Raw genomic sequence first — 16,450 nt, 5'->3', positions numbered from 1 at the left:
TTTTAAGATATCTCTTTCATAAACATATTGTATGTTTGTAGTGGTAAAGAATCGAATTTGGCTGCAAACCAAATTCAAAAAGCACTTTGTAATACCAATAGTTTCATAAACAATTCTAAAGGAGAGTTAAGTTACTAAGGTCGATAAATTTGCAAATGGTTAATAATATATTGAGTCATTTGGTACTTACAAAAGGTGTTAAAAAGGTTGGGCTTAGGGGGCTCAACCTTTTGTTTTTTCTCTTTGGTTCTATCCTATTCTGCTTAATCAACAGATCATCTAACAAATAATCAAGTCTTTCTCTTTTTCTTTTTAGCAGCGGGAAATAAGACATTGTTCAAAATTAATCGATAACCGGAAGAATTCTTCTTAAGATTTAAATCAGTTGGCGGATCTCCAACCAAGTGCTGATAATCCTCAGGATCATGTCCACCATAAAAAGTCCAGGTGCCCTTACCAAAAGTCCCATGAATATATCGGGCCTCTCCTGCAGTCTTATTCTCGCCCATAATTAATACATTAGGCTTAATAAATTGGGTGTTAAAAGCCGTGGTTTGTCCCATAAAACCTTTGATTAAATTATTGTGATTTTGACACAACATACTCGGAATTGGATCCCATTTTGCTGAGAAATCAAAGAGGGTAAAATAGTCTTCATCCTGATTCACCTTACGGGTTTGAGTGACATCAATATCAGAAAACTCATAAACCATAGGATTCTTCTCTAAGGTGAAATTCTCAAAGGCAAAAGTATTCTTAAACTCCAGTTTCTCTTGGGCATTTTCGTCCATAGGATCACCATCAAACTGGTGTGAACAAATGTCAGTATGCTCTGAAGATAAAGCAATGTCAAATGTATCCGTTGCCGAACACATGGCAAATAAAAAACCACCAGCTTCGACAAAGGCTTTAATTTTTAAACTAACGGCTAATTTTAGGTCAGAAACCTTCGCATAACCATAATGATTCGCCCTCTCCTGATTATCCCGAACTTCATCCTTATACCATTTAAGATTTCGGTATCCTGCATAAAATTTCCCAAACTGTCCCGTAAAGTCTTCATGATGCAAATGCAACCAATCGTACTGACTCAGCTTACCTTGCATCACCTCGTCATCATAAACCAAATCATAAGGAATTTCAGCGTAAGTTAAGGCTAGTGTTACGGCATCATCCCAAGGCTTTTTTCCTTGAGGTGAATAAACCGCCATCTTAGGAGGTTTTTGAAGTTTAACCGCATCCATATTAACTTCAGGATTGGCAATTTCATCAAAAATTAGTGTCGATTGCGCATCACTTAATACTTCAAAACTTACACCTCGGATTTGACATTCCGATTTAATCTCAGGACTAAAGGGCAACAGAAAGCTACCTCCCCGGTAATTCAGCAACCAGTGAATATCCTGGTTCTGCTGCAAAACCCAAAATGCAATTCCATATGATTTAAGATGATTTTTTTGAGTTTCATCCATAGGGATGAGTAGATTCGCTGAAAAAGCAGGTATTGTGATGAGAAGAAAAAAGAAACAAACCACTCTCTTTACAAAGCTCATAATCAGATAATATTTAGATCGTTTTGAGATTATTTACAACACCTGTTACCTGGCTGAATCTAAAAAGGTGGAGCTTCATCAAAATCAACACCGACATGCAGGCCTGCATTTGGATCATCATAGCCTACAGGTTCTTCATTCATACTCGAACCAAAAGTCTGAGCTACAACATGATTATTACCAAATACATCAGGACTTTCCCCCTCCAAATCCATAAATCGAGCCAATTGGTTACGGAAACGTAACTGAATCTCGCCAACGGCACCATTACGGTGTTTGGCAATAATAATATCAGCAATCCCAATCAAAGAATTTCCTTCAGCATCCTCGGTAATCCCATAACGCTCAGGACGGTGGATAAACAAAACCATATCGGCATCCTGCTCAATCGCACCCGACTCACGAAGGTCAGATAGCATTGGTTTTTTTGCATCACCAGTACGTTGTTCAACACCACGATTCAACTGCGAAAGTGCAATAACCGGGATATTCAATTCCTTAGCAATAATCTTAAGTTGACGGGAAATCAAAGAGACCTCCTGCTCACGATTCCCACGCATATCCGAACCAGCTGTCATCAACTGAAGGTAGTCAATAATCACACAACCAATATCGTACTTAGCTTTAAGACGTCTACACTTAGAACGTAACTCATAAATTGACAAACCAGGTGTATCATCTACATAAATAGGCGCATCAATCAAACCTTTAATCTTGGTGTGCAACTGCTCCCATTCATGATCAGCCAACCGACCATTTCTTAATTTTTCTGATCCCAATTCAGTTTCACTGGAGATCATACGTTTCACCAATTGATCAGCACCCATCTCAAGTGAAAAAATAGCAATTGGGGCTTTGTGTTCAACCGCCATATTTCGGGTCATTGACAAAACGAATGCCGTTTTACCCATCGAAGGTCGGGCTGCAATAATAACAAGGTCGGACTTTTGCCAACCCGATGTAATACGATCCAAAGCCGTAAAACCTGATGGTACACCCGACAAACCATCTTCACGCTTACTGGCAGCAATAATCTGATCGATAACTTCATCGGCCAAAGGTCGAATATGTGCTGACTCCTTCTTAATGTTGCCTTCTGCAATATCAAAAACATCCTGCTGCGCTTTATCCAACAAGTCGGCAACATCAATGCTTTCATCAAAAGCAGAACTCTGAATTTCAGACGATACACGAATCAATTCGCGTTGTATAAATTTCTGTGCAATTATTCGAGCATGATGCTCAATATGGGCAGCATTGGCTACTCTTGAAGTCAACTGAGACACATAAAAAGGACCACCACAACTCTCCAAATCGTCCTGGCGCTTTAATTCCTCAGTTACCGTTAAAATATCAATCGGTTCTTCTTTTGAAGACAGACTCATGATAGCCTTATATATCTTCTGGTGGGCCGGTTTATAAAAACTATCTGCCTTTAGTAAATCTCCTACAGCAATTATGGCATCCTTCTCAAGCATGATAGCACCCAGAACTGCCTCTTCGAGCTCAAGAGCCTGAGGTGGCACCTGTCCATGTTCTGACAACTGGTTATTTTTTGCTTTTGGAGTATATTTTTTTGATTCTGCCATACTTGTATTTCGCTTGTGCTTCAGTTGATTCAATTCATCGAAGCGCTATTTTTCTTTTATAAACTTATAAAATTTAAGAACACAAAAAATCGGTATCTAAAATTAATCCGGTGTTTTTAATTTTATAATCAGCAAAGATACTTATAGAAAATAAAAATCCGACCTTTGAATTCCCAATTTATATAAAAGCTGTATTTTTGTTTTTCCAACTTATTAACAAAAACACTCTAGCTTGTGCTGACTTACTCGAATGCTAAAATAAATATTGGTTTAAATATTGTTGAAAAAAGAAAAGATGGTTTTCATAATCTTGAAACGATCTTCTTTCCTATTGCTATGCGCGATGCCATTGAAATTGCCGACTCGAAAGGGAACGCTGACTACACATTTTCAGCTTCCGGAATTCCAATTGATATTGATGCCAGCGAAAACATTGTTGTTAAAGCTTATGAACTTATCAGAGCGAAATACAATTTCCCTGCTCAGGATATTCACCTGCACAAAAGCATTCCATTTGGTGCAGGACTAGGCGGAGGATCAGCCAATGCGGCCTATATGATCAAACTTTTGAATCAAAAATTCAATCTGGGAATGACTGAGTCTGAAATGGAGGGTTGGGTTAGCCAACTGGGCAGCGACTGTGCATTTTTCATCAAAAACAAGCCCGCTTTTGCCTTTGAAAAAGGGGATAAACTCTGCTCAATTGATTTAGATCTGTCAGGATTTCACATTCTGTTGATTAAACCGGATATTCATATCAGCACAGCTGAGGCCTATGCCAATATCAAACCTAATAAACCTGAAAAATCATTACAACAGTTGATTCAAGAGCCAATTGAGAATTGGAAAACAACAATTAAAAATGATTTTGAAGACAGTATCTTTCCTAAATATCCTCTACTGGCTGAGATTAAAAAAGAGCTATATGAACAAGGCGCCATTTATGCTGCCATGTCGGGTAGCGGATCGAGTCTATTTGGAATTTTCAAAAATGACCCCCAAATTTTACCTCAATGGGAAGAGCATTTTTGCTGGGAAAATCGATTATAACTTAAACAAGAATATCTAAAAAAAGGCTGTCCTCAATAAAGAGAACAGCCTTTTTATATAGCTTGTTAAGCGAAGAAAATTAAGCTTTAATTTCAACCATAACCAAACGGTTTGGCACTTTCTCATCAACGCTCACGTTTATTTTTTCGATTATTCCATCAAAAGGCATCAAAATTTTATTTTTCATCTTCATTGCCTGAAGAATCATAAGGCATTCACCTTCTTTAACTTCTTGTCCTTCCTTCACGAAAATCTCAAAAATAGTTCCTGGAATAAAAGACTTGATGTGGTTCGGATTTGGTCTTTCCCACTTCTTTCTATTCAAAACACTATCTGGAACCTCAGTTGTATAAATCGTTCCATCAACGTTGAACTCTTTAAAATTGCTCATACTCAGTTCGATTTAAAATGGAGGAATACCGTGTTTTTTACTTGGTCTTCTATCAACTTTATTCATAGACACCTCAAGAGAGTGTAACAACATTTTACGTGTCTCTTCCGGTTCAATAACGGTATCGATATAACCTTTGGCAGCAGCTACATAAGGGTTAGCGAACTTCTCCTTATATTCCGCAACTTTTTCCTGACGCATTGCTTCAGGGTCTTCAGCCGACATAATCTCTTTTCTAAAGATGATGTTAGCAGCTCCTTCAGGTCCCATTACAGCAATCTCAGCAGTTGGCCAAGCAAACATGAAGTCAGCTTTCATATGACGAGAGTTCATTGCGATATAACCTCCACCATATGCCTTACGCACAATTACAGTAATTTTAGGCACAGTAGCCTCAGAGTAAGCATAAAGAATTTTCGCACCATGACGAATCACACCTGCATGCTCCTGATCAACACCTGGTAGGTAACCTGGCATATCCTCAAGTGTTACCAAAGGAATGTTGAAGGCATCGCAGTAGCGGATAAAACGTGCTGCTTTATCAGATGAGTCACAATCAAGCACACCAGCTAGTACCAATGGTTGATTTGCAACAAAACCAACAGTCTCACCGTTCATACGACCAAAACCGATAACGATGTTACGTGCAAAGCCTTCCATCACTTCGAAGAAATCAGAATCATCACTGATTGCTCTGATTACGTTACGAATATCGTAAGGTTGTGTTGGATCGTGAGGAACAATTTCTTCAATTTTGTATTCAGCCTTAGGTGGTTTTGGAGGGAAAGGACGTGCTTTCTTCTCGTTGTGCCATGGGATGAATGTAAGTAGTTTCTTGATTTGCTCAAAGCATTCAAGCTCGTTTAGCGCATAGAAATGAGCATTACCGGTGATCTCGCTGTGTACTTTCGCACCACCAAGTTCTTCCATACTTATTTCTTCACCTAAAACAGTTTTTATTACCTCAGGACCGGTAATAAACATTTTGGAAATGTTTTCTACTACAAACACAAAGTCGGTAAGGGCAGGAGAATAAACGGCTCCACCAGCACAAGGACCTAGAATAACTGACAATTGAGGAATAACTCCCGATGCCAAAGTATTGCGGAAAAAGATTTCACCATAACCAGCAAGTGAGTTAACACCTTCCTGAATACGAGCTCCACCCGAATCGTTAATACCAATCAAAGGCACACGCATTTTCAATGCATGATCCATGATTTTTGTAATTTTACGTGCATGCATCAGACCAAGAGAACCACCAGCTACAGTAAAATCCTGTGCAAAAAGACAGACAGGCTGACCATAAATCGTTCCGGTTCCAATGATAACTCCATCACCATGAAGTTGTTTCTTCTCCATGCCAAAGTCGCGGGCTTCGTGCTCAACGAATAAATCATATTCATGGAAAGAATCTTCATCAACAATTGATGTAATTCTCTCACGTGCAGTCAATTTACCCATTGCAACTTGCTTCTGGATAGCTTTTTCACCACCACCTTGAAGCACTTTTTCTTTTCTCTTTCTAAGATCAAGAATGTTTCGTTTCAATGACATATTACGTACATTTAGTTAAAAACCGTATACTGTCGAGTATACATTTAGTTGTATTTCAAGTTTGTCCAAACTTTAACATTTTACCATTAAAGCACAAAACATGCCCCATTCATCTTCTTAAGATTTATAAAAGAAAATAAACACGGACCGATTGTTCTTTAAGGGTAAAGACACACCTGTTTTGGGTGGTCCCATTACAAATTAATTCGAACAGATAAATAAATTTCAGATCGAATATCTTATTAATATAGTCTGCAAGGATACTCATTTTTTGTTCTACAAAAAAATTGATATAACCAGTCGCAAGGTATCAACTGGCTAAATTACCGCTTTTTCAGTAGGAAAGCAAGATCTTTGACAGACATTATTTAGAATCTGTTTACTTAGGAGCAACCCGATAAAGATAAACTGCAATAAAGGAAAAAAGAATATTGGGTAACCAAACAGCCAACAATGGATTCATACTTCCATTTGTAGCAAAAACCGTAGAAATTTGTTGAAAAAGAATAAAGGAAAAACTCAAAGCCAAGCCGATTCCAAGATGCAAGCCCATACCGCCTCTTACTTTTCTACAGGCCAAAGAAACACCAATTAAAGTCAGGATAAATGCTGAAAAAGGATTGGCTATACGACGGTATTTCTCAATTTTATATGCACTGATATTACTATCGCCTCTCATAATCTGTTCATCGATGAAATTATCGAGCTCAAACATATTCATCGCTTCAACAACATCAGTACGTCTGCTAAATTCTTCAGGTCCAAAATTCAGGAGTGTATCAATACTTCTTCCATTCTCGAAACTTTCTTTATCGCCGTCAATATTACGAATGAAATAATCTTTTATAGTCCACTTCTCCTTATCCTTGTTCCATTTTATTGAACGTGATGTGAGTTTTGAAACCAATTGCTTCCCTTCAAATTTTTCGAGTGAAAACTTATATCCGGTCTGACTGCTTGTTTCAAAGTTCGACATGTAAATAAACAAACCCGGCTCAATCTGTCGATGAATATTCCGCTCCTTATTCACAAATCGTTTCTTCAAATATGTCTCGGTAAATGCTAACCGCTTGGCGTTGGCAGGAGGAATAATGAAATTGCTGAGGAAAAAGGAAAAAATCCCAATAATCAAAGCCGATATAAAATAAGGAAACATCATCCGTCTGAAACTCACCCCCGAACTCAAAATAGCTATAATTTCAGTATCATAAGCCATTTTAGAGGTAAAATAAATAACCGAAATAAAGGTAAACAGAGCACTAAACAGGTTCGCGAAATAGGGAATAAAGTTGACGTAATAATCAAAAATCACAGCTTTAAAAGGTGCTTCTTTATCAATAAAATTGTCAATCTTTTCAGAGAAATCAAAAATGATTGTGATACTAATTATCAAGATTATTGCAAAGAAAAAAGTTCCCAAAAACTTTCGAATGATATATAAATCTAATTTCCCAAACATTCTCTATATGGTTTTTTATTTTCAGCTTTTTATCCGAATCGACTCATTCTTACCAAACAAAAAGCAGCTTATCGAGTTTAAATTTAGGCCATATTAGCCAAATGTCAAGCTCAACATCTCACAATCAAGCTTTTTTAACATTATTTTTATAAACGTCTTCCCAGTTTTTCAACCATCACTTCCTTCCAGTCAGAAAAAGTCCCGTTGTTAATTTGTTCTCTGGCTTCACGAACAAGCCACAAATAAAAAGCCAGGTTATGGATACTGCATATCTGACCACCCAGCAATTCATTTGAGCGAATCAAATGTCTCACATAGGCTTTTGAATAAAAGCGATCAACATATGACGTTCCATTTGGGTCGAGAAGAGAAAAGTCGTTTGCCCATTTCTGATTTCTCATATTCAGTGTCCCTTCACTGGTAAAAATCATTCCATTTCGTCCGTTTCGGGTTGGCATCACACAATCAAACATATCCACACCTCGGGAAATCGCTTCCAAAATATTGATTGGTGTTCCTACGCCCATCAAATAGCGTGGTTTATCCACCGGCAAAACCTGATTTACCACTTCAATCATATCGTACATATCCTGTGTTGGCTCACCTACGGCCAATCCGCCAATGGCATATCCTTCTCTGTTTAACGAAGCAGCGTGCTCAGCAGCTTTAATTCTCAAATCCTTATAAACACATCCCTGAACAATAGGAAATAAAGTCTGTGAATAGCCATATTTGCCTTCAGTACTATCAAAACGATCAACACAACGTTCTAACCAACGCTGAGTAAGTCCCAATGATGTTTTAGCATATTCATAGCTTGATGTTCCCGGAGGACACTCATCAAAAGCCATAATGATATCAGCTCCAATGGTACGCTGCGTATCCATTACATTTTCAGGCGTAAACATATGTTTTGATCCATCAATATGCGATCTGAAAATAGCACCTTCTTCGGTCAATTTTCGGTTTTCAGCAAGCGAAAAAACCTGAAACCCCCCACTATCAGTCAAAATGGGTCTATCCCAACCATTAAATTTGTGTAAACCTCCAGCTTGTTCTAAAACGTCCAATCCCGGACGCAGGTATAAATGATAGGTATTTCCTAAAATAATTTCAGCATCAACGTCCTCTTTCAATTCATGCTGGTGTACCCCTTTTACAGAACCCAAAGTGCCTACAGGCATGAATATTGGCGTTTGAATCGTTCCATGATCAGTTGTTAATTCACCCGTTCTGGCTCCTGATCTATCGTCCGTATTGTGTAATTTAAAATCCATATCAACTTCAATAAAATTGGGAGAATAAATCTTAAACCTTGACTTACTCCCATTTAAAAACAGTCTGCAAATATAGATAATAATATTGGCTTTGAAACTTATTTATAATTGTGGAAGTGAGGCCATATCAGAATTCCTTAGGCAAGCTTTTGCTAAACATCTACCTACGATGTATTTCTATTTGTCAAATAGAACACCAAACACTCAACTTATTAAACTAACTTGAGTCAATACACTGGCTTTAAAAGTCTAATTAACTTTACCAAAACACATTTATCATCTTAATATCCATTTTTTTTATAGAGTTCGACATTTATTTAAATAAGCTGCAATCAGCCATATAAGTCACTTGTATGAATGAGAATTCCAACTTATCGGATAATGCCAAAAAAGACTTGCTCAATGTACAAGCTGCAATGAAAGGCAATCAAAAAGCTTTCGAGAAACTTTTCTTGAGGTATAAGGATGCTATTTTCTATTTTCTGCTGAGAACAATAAATAACAGGACCGATGCGGAAGATTTAACTCTGGAGTGTTTTGGAAAGGCATTTCGAAACATCAATCAATACTCCACAAAATATGCCTTCAGCACCTGGCTTTTCAGGATTGCAACGAATACCAGTATCGATTTTATCCGCAAAAAGAATAAAAGCATTATCAAATTTGAAACAAAAGATGATAATGATATAGATATGCCTAAATTCGAAAGTCAAAACCCGTCTCCGGAACAGCAAATTATAAACAAGCAAGATGCCATATTTATGAGACGCAAGGTTAGTCAACTAAAAGATCGGTATCGAATTTTAATTGAATTACGCTATTTTAAAGAGTATTCATACGAAGAAATTGCTAAGGAAATGAATCTGCCAATCGGCACCATAAAAGCCCAACTTTTCAGAGCAAGAAAACTCCTTTTCGATAACATCAGCGATGAAGACTTATAACTCCCCATTTATAAAAAAATGAATCACAATGTATCTCAGCATTGTTTACTGATAGTTTCTGCTCTAAGATTATAATTATATCTTTGTCCCGCATTATAAATTACAGCATGGAATTAATTTTAAAATACTTTAAAGATTTAACCGAGGAGCAGACAAGTCAGCTTGCACAGCTTAAAGATCTTTACACCGAATGGAATGACAAAATCAATGTCATTTCAAGAAAAGATATCGATTCTTTATACCTGCATCATGTTTTACATTCTTTAGCAATAGCAAAAGTTATTCAGTTTACACCCGGATCTTCGGTTATGGATGTGGGAACCGGCGGAGGCTTTCCGGGTATTCCCCTTGCCATTCTTTATCCGGAAACCAATTTTCATCTGGTAGATTCTATTGGAAAAAAAATTAAAGTTGTAACAGAAGTAGCAAATGCTTTAGGTTTAAAAAATGTAAAAGCTGAACATACACGCGTGCAACAGGTTAAAACCAAGTACGATTTTATTGTTAGTCGCGCCGTAACAGCTTTCCCGGCCTTTGTTAATATGGTAAAGAAAAACTGCAAGACCGAAAATAAAAATGCACTTCCAAATGGAATTATTTATATAAAAGGGGGCGATTTTGAGGAAGAAATCAAGCCATATGGAAAAAAAATAAGCCTTTACAATTGTACGGATTTCTTTACTGAGGACTTCTTTGAGACAAAAAAGGTTGTTCATATGACACTTTAAACCAAATTAATTCGGTTTAATCTTTTGCCAGATAAAAAAAATACTTATTTTTGCAGTCCAAAATCAACGCATATAATCACTTTATTCGATAAAAATATTTCGCGATGAAAAGAACATTTCAACCATCAAATAGAAAAAGAAGAAACAAGCACGGTTTCAGAGACAAAATGGCTTCTGCTAACGGAAGAGCAGTATTATCTCGTAGAAGAGCAAAAGGCAGAAAAAAATTATCTGTTTCTAGCGAGCGCAGACATAAAGCTTAATTTTAATAAGCTTTCTATAAATATCAGAAAGTAAAGGGTGCTCCATCCTTTACTTTTTTGTGTTTAGAAGTTTCTTATAAAAAATTTAAAGAGTTCCCAGGGAGCTCTTTTTTTTTGCTTTTCTCCTGACTGAAAAACTCTTTTTCAGAAACAGGACCTCTTTCAATATGAGCCAGTCAACTCATTCTTATAAAAAGAAATCTATCCCCAATAGATTCTTCATAAATTACCCGAAGAACCATCATTTATCAAAAAATCTCTCTTATTTTTGTAACTATTCATTTAATGAGAACTTTTCATTCCCGATACTCAGAATGACTAAAAAAGCAAATTAGATACATATGCAACTGAAACAATTTTTAAAAAGCAGAACTTTCTATAAACACTTAGGACTTTCAATTCTTATAGCCGGAGCCCTGATATGGATCACCCTACAGAGTTTAAGCTTTTACACCAATCATGGTGAAAAAATTAAAGTCCCAAATCTTTATAGCCTTAGTTTGGAAGAAGGCACTGATTTGATAAAAGAAACAAAATTACGCTATACCATTTACGATTCTGTATACAACTCAAGTTTACCTGCCGATTGTATTCTCGAGCAGAGTCCAAAGGCAAATGCTTTGGTAAAACGAAATCGAAATCTATTTCTAACCATCAATTCACAAAAACCTGAACAAGTCAGATTTCCGAATTTGGTTGACAATTCTTTTCGACAAGCCTACGAAATATTAATTACCAATGGTTTTAAAATTGGCACGCTCGATTATGTCGATTACGACTATTACAATTTGGTTTTATACCCAAAATTTAAAGGGGACTCTATTAAGCAAGGCGATTTGATTGACAAAGGTTCAAGCATTGATCTTGTTTTAGGCAAAGGGAAAAATGTGAAAGTGAGAACACCGGAATTAATAGGAAAATATTACGCTGATGCGCAAGAACGTATCATTCTATCAAGTTTAAATATTGGTCGTGTGAGTTTCGACAACACCGTCTCAAACTTATCAGATTCATTGAATGCACAAGTTTATCAGCAATCACATGCTTTTGATGAGAACTCCAAAATTGCACCAGGTAGCAGAATCAATATTTGGTTGACGACTGACAGTATCAAAATAATGGATGCTAAAGCGTATTTTAAAAGTCAGTTATTGAAATAGATTATACAGAATTAGATATAATGCAAGAAGAAGAAGAAAATTTAGAATTCGATAATATTGAGGATGAAAATCCGAATCAGGAAGCCTTTGAGCATTTCCGATTTGAAGTCGATCCTGGTCAAACGCCATTAAGAATTGACAAATACCTGGTTGACCGCATGCAAAATGCATCGCGAAATAAAATTCAGGAATCTGCCAATAATGGTAATATTTTCGTCAACGATGTTGTTGTGAAACGCAACTACAAGGTAAAGCCACATGACGTTGTCACAATCGTACTGAGCTATCCACCACGTGAAATCGAAATTATTGCCGAAGATATTCCTTTGAATATTGTTTACGAAGATGATTCTTTTATTATTGTAAACAAAAATCCAGGTATGGTGGTACATCCTTCATACGGGCACTATTCAGGTACACTTGTGAATGCATTGGCTTTTCACCTTAAGAATCTACCTCTATTTAATTCGAAAGATCCTCGTCCAGGCTTGGTTCATCGTATCGATAAAGACACGTCAGGCATTCTTGTAATCGCTAAAAATGAAGAAGCAAAGACAAAACTTGCCTTGCAATTTTTCAACAAAACCAGCGATCGTAAATACCGTGCATTAGTCTGGGGAAATATGGAAGAAGATGAAGGCACAATTACAGGTCATATTGGTCGTAATTTGAAAAACCGTAAGGTAATGGATGTTTTTCCTAACGGAGAATATGGCAAACATGCTGTGACGCATTATCGCGTTTTGGAACGACTTGGCTATGTAAATTTAGTAGAATGCGTTCTTGAGACAGGACGTACACACCAAATTCGTGCTCACTTTAAACACATCGGACATCCGCTTTTCAATGATGCCGATTACGGTGGTGACCAGATTTTAAAAGGGACAACATTTACAAAATACAAGCAATTTGTACAAAACTGTTTCAAAATCTGTCCACGTCAGGCTCTGCATGCTAAAACTTTAGGATTTATTCATCCATCGACCAACGAATATATTTCGTTTGACTCTGAAATTCCTGAGGATATGGCAACACTTATCACCAAGTGGAGAGAATACACATCAATGCGTGAAGAATAACTAATTGTTTGAACAAAATTTATGAAGAGAAATATTCTAATAATTGCCGGAGGAGATTCTGCCGAGTTTGAAATATCAATGCAAACTTCGCAGCACATTTTCAACACACTTGATAAAAAACAATATCAGGTTTATCTTGCTGTTTTTAGAGGGCAAAATTGGAAAGTCAATCTTGAAGATCGTGAATATGATATCGACAAGAATGATTTCAGTATTACAGTTGACGCCAACAAAATTAAATTCGATTTTGCTTATATCGCTATTCACGGAACACCTGGTGAGAATGGTATATTACAAGGGTATTTTAACCTGATAAACATTCCACATTCTACTTGCGATGTATTAAGTAGTTCTTTAACTTTTAACAAACACGCTTGTAACACGTATCTGAAAGCTTTAGGCTATCAGTTTGCAAAATCAGTACTTCTTAAGAAAAATGAAAAATTCGATTGTAAATTAATCGAGCAGACAGTTGGATTCCCCTGTTTTGTTAAACCCAATGCGGATGGTTCTAGTTTTGGCATATCAAAGGTTAAGCAATTCTCTGAACTTGAAAATGCCATTTTAAAAGCCTTTAACGAAGGCAACGAAGTGATTATAGAAGAATTCATCGAGGGTTTGGAAGTGACCTGTGGTCTTGTAAAAACAAGCAAAGAAGAAATTGTATTTCCAATTACTGAAGTAGTTCCTAAAAATGAATTTTTCGATTTTGAAGCCAAGTATGATCCAACAATGGCAGAAGAAATAACACCTGCCAGAATATCATCAGAACTTACAAGCAGAATTCAGAATCTTACTTCAGAAATCTATGATGCTTTAAAGTGCAAGGGAATTGTTAGAATCGATTATATCATCAGAAACAATGATATATATATGCTCGAAGCGAATACAATACCTGGTATGACTGCAAATAGCTTTATTCCCAAACAAGTTAAAGCTATGAATCGTGAACTTGGCGATATTCTTAGTCTGGTTATAGAAGATCAGTTCTAAAATTCATACAAAACAATATTAGAGAGACTATCTATTTAGATGGTCTCTTTTTTTTATGCACTGAATTTGCTAATTCACAAATTGAAATAACAAAACGCAATCTTAGAATCTAATCAATAATCTTTTTCAAGGGCAGATTAAGAGACTAACTCTAATTTTCGAATCAAAGTAACGCTTGATATTATGCAATTAAAGACATAAAAAAAGCGTCTTACTCCTTGCTTGGAATAAGACGCTTGAAAGTTGGCATCGACCTATTGTTCACTCAGCACATTTCTGGTGTTCACGAACTCACTTCGCTCGGTTCTCCCACCACTTTGAAGTGACCCCAAAAAGTTGGACGGTTATTAAATAAATTAATTTGATTGAGTTCGGTATTTTACCGGACTCAATCCATTTAAACTCTTTTTAATTCTAATATTATTATAGTAGTCAATATACTCTTCCAGCTCCTTTAAGAAGTGTTCCAAAGAACTGAACTTCTGCAAATATAACAACTCTGATTTCAATAGGCCAAAGAAATTCTCTATTACCGCATTATCTAAACAATTTCCCTTTCTAGACATACTTTGTCTAATACCTTTTTGTTGTAGCTTATACCTATAGCTACGATGTTGATAATGCCAGCCCTGATCAGAATGAAGAGTTAGATTTGTATTACTTGGGAGCATGGTAAATGCCCTGTCAACCATATCCATAACCAGATCAAGTGTCGGTCTATATGTTATATTATAACTAATGATTTCCCTATTATATAAATCCATAATAGGTGAGAGATAACATTTAGTTCCAAAAAGAGAAAACTCTGTAACGTCTGTAACCCATTTTTGATACGGCCTATCAGCCTTAAAGTCTCGTTCAAGGATATTAGGAGCAATTCGTCCAACATCACCCTTATAAGAGCGGTATTTTTTCATTCTAACCTTACATTTCAAACCAAGTTCTGTCATAAGCTTCAGAACCGTTTTATGATTTAAGACCAGATCTCTGTTACGCAACTCAAGGGTTATGCGCCTATAGCCATATCGACCTTTATTTTCATGAAATATTTCTGAGATTATTCTCTTTTCTATCTCATATTTGTCCGCAGCATTGAGGTGTTTTTGATGATAATAGAACGTACTTTTTGGCATTCCATCCACCTTCAATAGTATTGAAAGTGAGTGTTTCTGCCTTAATCCCTGGATGGTTAAAACTCTTAATCTTTTTTTTGAGTTTCTTTTTTTTGAATTAAGGCTCGTAACTTTTTTAGGTAATCATTTTCAGCACGTAAACGCTGATTCTCTTTAAGCAACTTATCGTAATCACTTATAGAATCTATTTGTTTATTTTCTGATTTCTTTTTCATCTTAGGAGGTCTTCCTCTTGGGTTTTCTGTAAATAAAGCTGATGCTCCAAATTGCTCGAAATCTCTTCTCCATTTAGAAATAAGAGATTGAGTAATTAGATGTTTTGCGGATACTTGATCCAAAGATAAGCCTGTTTTCAACATCTCTTCAATGATTTGAAGTTTAAAATCACCCGTATAGCGTATTTTATTTTTTAATGACAGACCTTTTTTCCCATGAAGCTTATATGCATTAACCCATCGTCCCACTACTTTGGGACAAGTTTGTAAATCTCGTGCTACAGATCAACATGATCGTCCTTCTTTTAGTATTTGCAGTACTGAACGTTCGCGATCATCAATACTAAATTTGTTTCTCTTTTTCTTTTCCATAAAAAACACCCCAAATGTTGTGTTCAACTTTTGGGGTGCAGTTCACTTGGCAGAACCATACCCGACGGATCGGGACTACAGGCTTTACTTCTCTGTTCCCGGAATAATGTGGGGAGGAGGTGGAACCCCATTGCTATAGATACCTGAAATTGTCATCAACACCAGGGTTGATTTATATTCTAATTCAAATAGAAAGCTTTTTCCTATTGAATACATTTTAATCTAAAAAAAAGCGTCTTACTCCGTTTGAAATAAGACGCTTAAAAGTTGGCATCGACCTATTGTTCACTCAGCACATTTCTGGTGTTCACGAACTTGCTTCGCTCGGTTCTCCCACCACTTGCCAGTACCATTCCCGATGGATCGGGACTACAGGCTTAACGTCTCTCTTCTAGGAATAATCTGGGGAAGAGGTGGAAGCCTATTGCTAGGGTTACCTGAAATTGTCATCATCACTAAGGCTGATTTTAATTCAAACCATAACCTTATGACCATTTAATAGGGGCCTTATATTATCATTAAAGTGATAGACAACTTATCAGTCCGGCTTCCAAAGTTCCGGGCATAAAAAAAGCGTCTTACTCCGTTTGGAATAAGACGCTTAAAAGTTGGCATCGACCTACTCTCCCACCACTTGGCAGTACCATCGGCGCTAATGGGCTTAACTTCTCTGTTCGGGATGGGAAG

Annotated in this window: 15 protein-coding genes and 1 rRNA gene; 7 read left to right on the top strand and 9 right to left on the bottom strand. The window is 36.7% G+C overall.

The window, feature by feature from the left end; all coding sequences use genetic code 11:
• Window positions 1-290 precede the first annotated feature (290 nt).
• Both EO244_RS16380 and dnaB read right to left on the bottom strand, forming a co-directional pair.
• Window positions 291-1,553 carry an asparagine synthetase B gene (locus EO244_RS16380; protein WP_129255767.1) on the bottom strand — a complete coding sequence of 421 codons (1,263 nt, stop codon included), beginning with the start codon at window positions 1,551-1,553 and terminating at the stop codon, window positions 291-293.
• A gap of 59 nt (window positions 1,554-1,612) precedes the next feature.
• Window positions 1,613-3,142 carry a replicative DNA helicase gene (dnaB, locus tag EO244_RS16375; RefSeq protein ID WP_129255766.1) on the bottom strand — a complete coding sequence of 510 codons (1,530 nt, stop codon included), beginning with the start codon at window positions 3,140-3,142 and terminating at the stop codon, window positions 1,613-1,615.
• A gap of 234 nt (window positions 3,143-3,376) precedes the next feature.
• On the opposite strand from dnaB, the gene ispE reads away from it, so the two are divergent.
• Window positions 3,377-4,192: a 4-(cytidine 5'-diphospho)-2-C-methyl-D-erythritol kinase gene (gene ispE / locus EO244_RS16370; RefSeq protein WP_129255765.1), complete on the top strand. Its 816-nt coding sequence runs from the start codon at window positions 3,377-3,379 to the stop codon at window positions 4,190-4,192.
• A gap of 79 nt (window positions 4,193-4,271) precedes the next feature.
• On the opposite strand, the gene EO244_RS16365 is transcribed toward ispE, so the two are convergent.
• From EO244_RS16365 to tgt, 4 genes are all read right to left on the bottom strand, one after another.
• Window positions 4,272-4,583, bottom strand: a complete 312-nt coding sequence (locus EO244_RS16365) for a biotin/lipoyl-containing protein (RefSeq protein WP_129255764.1) — start codon at window positions 4,581-4,583, stop codon at window positions 4,272-4,274.
• 12 nt (window positions 4,584-4,595) lie between these two features.
• Window positions 4,596-6,140, bottom strand: a complete 1,545-nt coding sequence (locus EO244_RS16360; protein ID WP_129255763.1) for an acyl-CoA carboxylase subunit beta — start codon at window positions 6,138-6,140, stop codon at window positions 4,596-4,598.
• Window positions 6,141-6,519: 379 nt separating this feature from the next.
• A complete protein-coding gene (locus tag EO244_RS16355; protein ID WP_129255762.1) occupies window positions 6,520-7,599 on the bottom strand; it encodes an LptF/LptG family permease in 1,080 nt (359 codons plus the stop codon).
• Between the two features lie 146 nt (window positions 7,600-7,745).
• The gene (tgt, locus tag EO244_RS16350) at window positions 7,746-8,876 is read right to left on the bottom strand and encodes a tRNA guanosine(34) transglycosylase Tgt (RefSeq protein ID WP_129255761.1); all 1,131 of its coding nucleotides are present in this window, start codon (window positions 8,874-8,876) and stop codon (window positions 7,746-7,748) included.
• A gap of 353 nt (window positions 8,877-9,229) precedes the next feature.
• Here tgt and EO244_RS16345 point away from each other — a divergent pair, with 353 nt between their 5' ends.
• The 6 genes from EO244_RS16345 to EO244_RS16320 all read left to right on the top strand — a co-directional run bounded on the left by EO244_RS16345 (window position 9,230) and on the right by EO244_RS16320 (window position 14,043).
• Window positions 9,230-9,820 (top strand): RNA polymerase sigma factor, encoded by a 591-nt coding sequence (locus EO244_RS16345; protein ID WP_129255760.1) that lies wholly within the window; start codon window positions 9,230-9,232, stop codon window positions 9,818-9,820.
• 107 nt (window positions 9,821-9,927) lie between these two features.
• Window positions 9,928-10,548, top strand: coding sequence for a 16S rRNA (guanine(527)-N(7))-methyltransferase RsmG (rsmG, locus tag EO244_RS16340; protein ID WP_129255759.1), 621 nt, complete (start codon window positions 9,928-9,930; stop codon window positions 10,546-10,548).
• Window positions 10,549-10,652: 104 nt separating this feature from the next.
• Window positions 10,653-10,811 carry a 50S ribosomal protein L34 gene (rpmH, locus tag EO244_RS16335; RefSeq protein WP_125029576.1) on the top strand — a complete coding sequence of 53 codons (159 nt, stop codon included), beginning with the start codon at window positions 10,653-10,655 and terminating at the stop codon, window positions 10,809-10,811.
• A gap of 341 nt (window positions 10,812-11,152) precedes the next feature.
• Window positions 11,153-11,971: a PASTA domain-containing protein gene (locus EO244_RS16330; protein ID WP_129255758.1), complete on the top strand. Its 819-nt coding sequence runs from the start codon at window positions 11,153-11,155 to the stop codon at window positions 11,969-11,971.
• A gap of 20 nt (window positions 11,972-11,991) precedes the next feature.
• Window positions 11,992-13,050, top strand: a complete 1,059-nt coding sequence (locus EO244_RS16325) for an RluA family pseudouridine synthase (protein WP_129255757.1) — start codon at window positions 11,992-11,994, stop codon at window positions 13,048-13,050.
• A 21-nt stretch (window positions 13,051-13,071) separates the two neighbouring features.
• Window positions 13,072-14,043 (top strand): D-alanine--D-alanine ligase, encoded by a 972-nt coding sequence (locus EO244_RS16320; RefSeq protein WP_129255756.1) that lies wholly within the window; start codon window positions 13,072-13,074, stop codon window positions 14,041-14,043.
• Window positions 14,044-14,399: 356 nt separating this feature from the next.
• Here EO244_RS16320 and EO244_RS16315 read toward each other — a convergent pair whose 3' ends face one another.
• From EO244_RS16315 to rrf, 3 genes are all read right to left on the bottom strand, one after another.
• Window positions 14,400-15,230, bottom strand: coding sequence for an IS3 family transposase (locus EO244_RS16315; protein WP_129255755.1), 831 nt, complete (start codon window positions 15,228-15,230; stop codon window positions 14,400-14,402).
• An 11-nt stretch (window positions 15,231-15,241) separates the two neighbouring features.
• Window positions 15,242-15,640: a helix-turn-helix domain-containing protein gene (locus EO244_RS16310; RefSeq protein ID WP_164977526.1), complete on the bottom strand. Its 399-nt coding sequence runs from the start codon at window positions 15,638-15,640 to the stop codon at window positions 15,242-15,244.
• A 729-nt stretch (window positions 15,641-16,369) separates the two neighbouring features.
• Window positions 16,370-16,450: ribosomal RNA gene (gene rrf, locus EO244_RS16305) — 5S ribosomal RNA — on the bottom strand; the annotation flags it as partial.

The sequence above is a fragment of the Ancylomarina salipaludis genome (assembly GCF_004122035.1).
In the GTDB taxonomy this organism is placed as follows: Bacteria; Bacteroidota; Bacteroidia; order Bacteroidales; family Marinifilaceae; genus Ancylomarina; species Ancylomarina salipaludis.
Note: the sequence above shows the minus strand (reverse complement) of the source record. Positions and strands in the feature narration are given on the sequence as shown.

What these genes read in the sequence shown, in the direction of transcription:
- EO244_RS16325 (WP_129255757.1), top strand. Translation starts at nt 11,992, where the DNA reads ATGCAAGAAGAAGAAGAAAATTTAGAATTCGATAATATTGAGGATGAA.
- dnaB (WP_129255766.1), bottom strand. Translation starts at nt 3,142, where the DNA reads ATGGCAGAATCAAAAAAATATACTCCAAAAGCAAAAAATAACCAGTTG.
- tgt (WP_129255761.1), bottom strand. Translation starts at nt 8,876, where the DNA reads ATGGATTTTAAATTACACAATACGGACGATAGATCAGGAGCCAGAACG.
- EO244_RS16355 (WP_129255762.1), bottom strand. Translation starts at nt 7,599, where the DNA reads ATGTTTGGGAAATTAGATTTATATATCATTCGAAAGTTTTTGGGAACT.
- EO244_RS16345 (WP_129255760.1), top strand. Translation starts at nt 9,230, where the DNA reads ATGAATGAGAATTCCAACTTATCGGATAATGCCAAAAAAGACTTGCTC.
- EO244_RS16320 (WP_129255756.1), top strand. Translation starts at nt 13,072, where the DNA reads ATGAAGAGAAATATTCTAATAATTGCCGGAGGAGATTCTGCCGAGTTT.
- EO244_RS16365 (WP_129255764.1), bottom strand. Translation starts at nt 4,583, where the DNA reads ATGAGCAATTTTAAAGAGTTCAACGTTGATGGAACGATTTATACAACT.
- EO244_RS16380 (WP_129255767.1), bottom strand. Translation starts at nt 1,553, where the DNA reads ATGAGCTTTGTAAAGAGAGTGGTTTGTTTCTTTTTTCTTCTCATCACA.
- EO244_RS16330 (WP_129255758.1), top strand. Translation starts at nt 11,153, where the DNA reads ATGCAACTGAAACAATTTTTAAAAAGCAGAACTTTCTATAAACACTTA.
- rpmH (WP_125029576.1), top strand. Translation starts at nt 10,653, where the DNA reads ATGAAAAGAACATTTCAACCATCAAATAGAAAAAGAAGAAACAAGCAC.
- EO244_RS16360 (WP_129255763.1), bottom strand. Translation starts at nt 6,140, where the DNA reads ATGTCATTGAAACGAAACATTCTTGATCTTAGAAAGAGAAAAGAAAAA.
- rsmG (WP_129255759.1), top strand. Translation starts at nt 9,928, where the DNA reads ATGGAATTAATTTTAAAATACTTTAAAGATTTAACCGAGGAGCAGACA.